This window comes from Siphonobacter sp. BAB-5405, from assembly GCF_002872335.1.
Taxonomy (GTDB): domain Bacteria; phylum Bacteroidota; class Bacteroidia; order Cytophagales; family Spirosomataceae; genus Siphonobacter.
The window spans coordinates 104,970-112,322 of sequence record NZ_NJAG01000021.1 but is presented as its reverse complement, the minus strand read 5'-3'; the positions used below and the strand labels follow the sequence as shown (position 1 = coordinate 112,322).

Annotated in this window: 3 protein-coding genes; 2 read left to right on the top strand and 1 reads right to left on the bottom strand. The window is 51.4% G+C overall.

The features are described from left to right. Positions 1–580: 580 nt before the first annotated feature. Together BWI97_RS16610 and BWI97_RS16605 are read left to right on the top strand one after the other, a co-directional pair. The gene (locus tag BWI97_RS16610; protein ID WP_102201931.1) at positions 581–3,508 is read left to right on the top strand and encodes a TonB-dependent receptor; all 2,928 of its coding nucleotides are present in this window, start codon (positions 581–583) and stop codon (positions 3,506–3,508) included. A gap of 12 nt (positions 3,509–3,520) precedes the next feature. Continuing rightward, on the top strand, positions 3,521–4,972 hold the full coding sequence (locus BWI97_RS16605; RefSeq protein ID WP_102201929.1) for a RagB/SusD family nutrient uptake outer membrane protein: 1,452 nt from the start codon (positions 3,521–3,523) through the stop codon (positions 4,970–4,972). 160 nt (positions 4,973–5,132) lie between these two features. Here the strand turns inward: BWI97_RS16605 and glgB are convergent, their stop codons facing one another. Continuing rightward, the gene (gene glgB / locus BWI97_RS16600; protein ID WP_102201927.1) at positions 5,133–7,124 is read right to left on the bottom strand and encodes a 1,4-alpha-glucan branching protein GlgB; all 1,992 of its coding nucleotides are present in this window, start codon (positions 7,122–7,124) and stop codon (positions 5,133–5,135) included. Positions 7,125–7,353 lie beyond the last annotated feature (229 nt).

The following is a 7,353-nucleotide window of genomic DNA, read 5'->3' as shown; positions in this document are numbered from 1 at the left end:
CTTCAGAAATGACCATTCGGGTTAAGAAAAGGCGTTCTGAACGCTTATTCAGAGCTGGCTTTTCCAATGAATTCGATGCTTCTGCTAGCCTGTACCAACGATCCTATGGCAAAAAATCGACTCAGCAATGAACCGGTTCCCGTAAATTACTTTTCACCGAATAAATTATTAGTTTTTGCACAAACGGTTGTTCATCCCGTAGCAAACGTTTGCACATGTTTTCAGGCCCAATTTCCGCCCTCCCAGGCCCTGTGAGGCTCTTTACTTTCCATTTTTTGCGTTGTACTTTCATTCCAGATTCCAGCAGGAACACGCCGCACTTCCTCTTCTTATTTCACAAACGATACTCCTATGAACTGCTTTGGGGACATTCCTTTTTCGTCTGAACACTAATCCAATTCTCGAACGCCATCTCCGGAATCGGCCCTGACTTTCGGGCGGATCTGGCTCCATGACTCCTTTTGCTGGTGAATGTCCTGCATTCACTCTAACCCTACTTTGAAGCGTTTCAAGGGCAGTATTGCTGTGCCCTTTCCTGAAGTTTTAAGTCGATTCATACATTCACTTAGCTAGAAAAACGATGAAACAATTCTCCCTGAGTTTGTTAGGGCTGATGTTCTGCCTGTGCAGTTTTGCCCAGCAGATCTCGCTCACCGGAACCGTGCGTGACGATACGGGCCAGCCCTTACCCGGCGTCAGTGTCGTGGTTCGGGGTACGCTCCAAGGCACGACGACCAACGCCAATGGTCAGTTTACGATTCAGGTCGGACCGACGGCGGTACTGGAGTTCAGCTCTATCGGGTACGAAAACGCTTCCGTACCCGTTGAAAACCGTACCACGCTGGACGTTTCGCTCAAAAAATCAGATACGCAGCTCGACGAAGTGGTGGTACTGGGCTATAGCTCCACCACGCAGAAGAACCTGACCGGATCGGCTCAGGCCATTACGCCCAAAAACCTGAAAGACGTGACGGCGAACAATCTTTCGCAGATGTTACAGGGCAAAGCCGCTGGTGTGCAGGTGGGTTCCAATTCCGGTGATCCGCGGAGTGCTCCGAAAATCATCATTCGCGGCGTAGGTACGCTTACCGCCAGTTCCGATCCCCTGTACGTAGTCGATGGCGTCATTGGCGGAATCCCCAACCCCAGCGATATTGAGTCGCTTACGGTATTGAAAGATGCTTCGGCCACGGCTTTATACGGAGCACGGGCGTCCAATGGCGTGATTGTCGTGACGACCCGGCGGGGGGCAGCGGGCAAAACGAAGCTTACGGCCCGACTTAACAAAGGGATTGGTAAACTGAATCTGGGGAATTTTCGGCTGATGAATGGTCCGGAATTATACGCCGTACAGAAACAGGCCTTCGAACGGGATCGCCCCGGTCAGAACATTAACAGCTTTCTGCCCACGCCCGAAGCTAATGCGAATACCAACTGGTTCGATCAGGCCTTCCGCACGGCGTCCAACACGCTGGCCGAACTGAACGCCTCGGGAGGCTCGGACAAGACCCGTTTTTTCATCAGCGGTAACTATTATCAGGAAGAAGGGATTTTGAAAGAAACGGGATTGGATCGCTTCGGCCTACGGCTCAATTTCAACCACGATGTAACCGAAAAACTGCACCTGACGCTCAATACGGCCGGCACATACACGCGGGGCTACGACAACAGTGGCGGTTCCCTCTACGGAGCCTACACCTATCTACCCTACGATGATCCGTATGTTGAGGGCAAGCCCTACAACCCTATTACGGGAGCTAAAACCTGGTACGGTCGTGATAATGCGAACTTCATTTACAACCAGCAGTTTGAGAAGTTCAAGGAAAATACGCTGGCTGGCGACGTGTTATTCAAAGCGGAATATGAACTCCTGCCCTGGCTGACGCTCTCGACAACCAACCGGGCCCAAACTACCTTTTACGAAACCGAGAGTACCGAAGATGCCCGGGGTAATAGTGCCGCTGACGTACAAGGTCGCCTTTCGCAGTTCAACAGTCGGGATTATACCCTGCTGACTTCCAACCTCCTGCGTTTCAAACACGAATTTGCCGGGGGCCACACGCTCGATGGATTAGCGGGGTATGAGTACCAGACCTATTACTACCAGTCGCTGGGTGCTACGGGAAAGGGTATTTTTTCCGGGCTGGATATTCTGGATGCAGCCTCCCAGCCCGAGAGCATTCAGGGTACCAAAAATGACAATGCGTTTTCTTCGTACCTGTTTCAGGCCAATTACGGCTACAACGACAAGTACATCGTGACGACCTCGTTTCGGCGGGATGGCTCATCCAAGTTTGGCCGCAACAAGAAGTTCGGAAATTTCTACGCCGTTGGTTTTACCTGGAATGTTTCCAACGAAAGCTTTCTGGCGAATCATCGCAACATCAATAACCTGAAACTTCGCCTGAGCTACGGTACTACGGGCAACGCCGACGGCATCAGCGATTACGCAGCTCAGGGCCTGTACAACCTGACCGATCAGTACGCGGGCGTGCCTTCGGCCTATCCCACACGAATTGAGAATCCGAACCTTTCCTGGGAAGTTTCCAATAATGCCAACCTGGGTGTGGATGTAACGCTCTGGAAGCGGTTGTCGGTGACGGTGGATGTGTATAATCGACTGACGAACAATCTGTTGTTCAACCGTCCGCTACAGGGTACGAGTGGGTACGCGTACATCACCGAAAACATCGGAGCCGTTCGAAACCGGGGGCTGGAGGTGGTGTTCTCCGGGGATGTCATTCAGCAAAAGAACTTCAAATGGCTGATGGAAATCAACGCGGGTATGAACCGCAATGAGCTGACGGAACTCTACGGAAACACCAGTTTTATCGCAAACAGCTTACGGCCTTACGCCCTGAACCAACCTCTGAATAGCTGGTACATGCGGCGTTGGCTGGGCGTGGATACACAAACGGGCAATCCATTGTGGGAGAAAGTCAACCCGGACGGTACGGTTGCTTCAACGGGCAATTACAACGAAGCCACCCTGCAATTCATCGGTAGTAACGCCAACCCCAAACTCTTCGGTGGAATCCGGCAGGTACTGACCTGGAAAAACCTGGAACTGAATGCCTTCTTCTCGTACTCAACCGGAGCGATGATTTACAATGGGGATCGTCAGTTGTTCGACAGCGATGGAGCCTACGATCGTTACAGCCTCATGGCTCTGTCTAACGGCTGGTCTCGCTGGCAGCAGCCTGGCGACGTGGCCACGCACCCCCGCTACGTACTGGGTGGCAATAACAACTCGCAGCGGCCTTCGTCCCGCTTTCTGGAAAATGGTAACTACCTGCGACTACGGAACATCAGTCTGAGTTATGACTTCCCTTCAGAACTCCTGCAGAAAGCTAAGCTGGGGGGCCTTCGGCTGACGGCTTCGGCGGATAACCTGTTCACCCTTACCAAGTTTTCGGGCATTGATCCAGACATTCCGGGCACGGGTGAAGTGGGTACGAAGTATCCGTTCAGCAAAAAATTCGTCTTTGGTATTCAACTGAGCTTCTAATCTTTTCTTCGTATGAAGACCTCCTCTCTTATCCGTACGCTGCCGCTTTTTCTGGGGTTGCTGGCTTCGTGCAGTATCGATAAAACGCCCTACGACGGCCTTTCCGAGTCGGAATTATTGACTAATGAACAAGGCCTGCGGGCCGCTACGGATGGTAACTATACCATTATCAAGTCGCTGGATTATACCCGGAATCTCTACATCATGAATGAGTTTCAGGGCGATAATGTGACGCTGAGCGGTACCACCACCGATCCGCTGTTTCTGACCTATACCTACCGCCATACCGCCGATCAGGGCAATGCTTTACAGATTTACCGGAAAGGTTACGCCGCGATTATCGGCTGTAATAAAGTGATCACGGCGACTACGGCGGGGCAGTCGAAAGAACTGGATCAGCTGCTGGGGGAAAACCTGTTCCTGCGGGCCATGATTCACTTCGACCTGGTACGCCTGTTTGGCCGTCCCTACACGCAGAGTCCCGAAAGCAATCTGGGTATTATCATTAAAACCGACCTGACGCCCGACGACAACGCCAGCCGGGCTACGGTGAAAGCAGTCTACGATTTCATTGTGGCGGATCTGAAAAAAGCGGCCTTGCTAATGACGATTGCCAAAAGCAGCAGTTACGCCACGGCGGAAGCGGCCCACGCCCTGCTTTCCCGGGTCTATCTCTACCAGAATCAGAACGATCTGGCAATTGAAGAAGCCAATCTAGTTATCAATAGTAAGCGTTATACCCTAGCGACGCCCACGCAGGTGCCGACTTTCTATACCCTCGAAAACGAGCAGAATCCCGAAATCATTTTTGCCATCAAGCATACGCTCCGGGACGACCGAACCTGGAGTGCCATCGGGTCCATGTACTACACCTCGCCCGGCGGCGTGGGTTGGGGCGAAGTCTACGCTTCACAAGCCTATCAGGATTTGATCAATCAGTTTCCGAATGATCAGCGGCGTTCGTTTCTGGTGCGGAAACTTACCTCGACGGGCCAACAGGAAAAGCGGAATGGCATCGATAAGGTATACATTACCAAGTTTTCCAATCAGGGCGGCATTCCTACGCTAAGTTCTCCCGTCGTTTTACGCCTGTCGGAAATGTATTTGAACCGGGCCGAAGCTTACGCTAAGAAAGGCCAGCTGGAGCTAGCCATCGCCGATGTCAATACCATCCGGACGCGGGCGGGACTGAGCGGTACGGCCTTGTTCAGTACGTGGGATTTGAAAGGATTAGCGTCAGGGTTGGATGTAGTACTACAGGAACGTCGGCTGGAGCTGGCCTTTGAAGGGCATCGGGCCTATGATCTGTACCGCAACAACCGGAGTTTGGTGCGGAATTATCCCGGCTACCATAATATTCAGACCGGTCAGCAAACGGTTCCGGCCACGGACAAACAGGTCGTCCACCTCATTCCCGAATCGGAAATTGTGCTGAATGGGAATTTGAAGCAGAATCCGTTGTAGCGTTTTTTTGGGTTTGGGGTTGTGTGTTTAGGGTTTAGCGTTCGTTGATGCTCACATTCATTATAAAATCCACAGTATTACGTTGAAAAACTCAGCGTAATACTGTGGATTCTCGTTTCACAATAACTCAAAACTCTAAACACACAACTCAAAACGCTCCTCACCAAACCTTCAACACAATCGCTGCCAGCGGGGGAATGTTTACGCTGATGGATTGCTCTTTGCCCTGCCAGGTGATGGCTTCGGACATATAGGTGCCATTTTCGTACTTGCCCGTACCCCAGAAACGAATGGCGTCGGAGTTGAAGATTTCCGTGTACATCCCTTGCATTGGTACGCCAATGCGGTAGTTGGGGCGTGGTACGGGGGTCATGTTCAGGACGATCACCAGTTTTTCGGTGGGTGAATAACCTTTCCGGCTATACACCAGCACCGTGTTTTCGCGATCCGTCGTATCAATCCATTCGAAGCCTTCGGCTGAGAAGCTATGCTCAAAGAGAGCTGGTTCTTTCTTATACAAAGCATTCAATTCCGTCACGCAGGCTTTCATACCCAAATGCGGCGGATACTGTAAGAGATGCCAATCCAGCGATTGTTTGAAGTTCCATTCCGACGTCTGACCGAATTCGCCACCCATAAACAGCAGTTTGGTTCCGGGGTGCGTAAACATGTACGTGAATAACAATCGCAGGTTCGCAAAACGCTGCCATTCATCACCGGGCATTTTCGAAACCAGAGCCTCCTTCCCGTAGACCACTTCGTCGTGCGAGAGGGGTAACATGAAGTTTTCGGTAAAACCGTAAACCGTACTGAAGGTAAACTGATCCTGATGATATTTACGATAGGCCGGATCTCGTTCGAAGTACTTCAGCGTATCGTTCATCCAGCCCATCATCCACTTCATCCCAAAGCCCAGTCCGCCCGTATACACCGGACGCGATACGCCGGGGAACGCCGTTGATTCTTCGGCAATGGTTTGCGTATCGGGGTATTCCTGATAAATGATGGTATTGAGGTCGCGGAATAGCGAAATCGCTTCCAGATTTTCGCGGCCCCCAAACACGTTGGGTACCCACTCACCCGCGTTCCGGGAGTAGTCCAGGTACAGCATGGAAGCGACGGCATCGACCCGCAGGCCATCGACGTGGTAACGGTCCAGCCAGAAAACAGCGTTTGATAACAGGAAGCTTCGCACTTCGTTCCGACCGTAGTTGAAAATATAGGATTTCCAGTCGGGGTGATAGCCCTGCCGGGGATCGGCGTGTTCGTACAGGTGTGACCCATCGAAGTAAAACAAGCCCGTGGTATCACCCGGGAAGTGGCTCGGTACCCAGTCCAAAATGACGCCAATGCCATTCTGATGCAGTTTTTCGAACAGCATCATCATCTCCTGTGGCGTACCGTATTTATTGTTAGCGGCGTAATACCCCGTAATCTGATACCCCCAGGAAGGTTCGTAGGGGTGTTGCATGACGGGCATAAACTCCACGTGCGTAAACCCGCATTCTTTGACGTGATCAACCAGACGATCCGCAAACTCGGGAATGCGTAAACGACGATCCGGGTCCTGTGGGTCGCGTAACCAGGAGCCTAGGTGAACTTCGTATACCGAAACGGGGGCGTTGAGTTTATTCTTCTCCCCTCGCGTCTGCATCCAGTCGGCGTCGTTCCATTCGTACCAGGTATCCCAAACGATACTGGCCGTGGAGGGTGGCTCTTCCCAACGCAGGGCGTACGGATCGCCTTTTTCCAGTTCTTCGCCCGAATTGGCTACGATAAAATATTTGTATACCTCGCCATTGCCCACGTTCGGAATCCAGCCTTCCCAGATACCCGAACTATCAAAGCGTACGTACAGAGCATTCGCTCCGCGATTCCAGTAATTGAAGTTGCCAATCACGGATACGTACTTGGCATTCGGAGCCCATACGGCGAAATACGTACCCGTGACGCCCTCGTGCTCCATGACGTGTGAGCCGAGTTTTTCGTACAGTTTAAAGTGTTTACCCGACGCAAACAAATGAATATCGAACTCAGAAAAGCGACTGAGCGGTTCGACGGCTTTGAAAGAAACAGAGGAAGTCGGATCAGCCGATTGCCCGGACAAACTTTCCTGAGGTTGAGGTTCTAGTTGAATGCTTGACTTCGCCATACGTGGTGTAAAACAAATGATAAAAGGCTGCAAATGAGTAACCTATTTCAGACCTGCCGCAAGGGTTTGGAAATTCCTGAAAGTCGGACTGGGGTTCTGAATACTTAACTAAAAAGCGTTCGTTTGGTTAATACCTGTTTCGATAAAAATTCCGAACCATAGGGTTGTGAAGGACCGCTGCAAAATAGCATTTTTCGACGAATGTACTAGAGAAAAAAGAGCGAAGAAC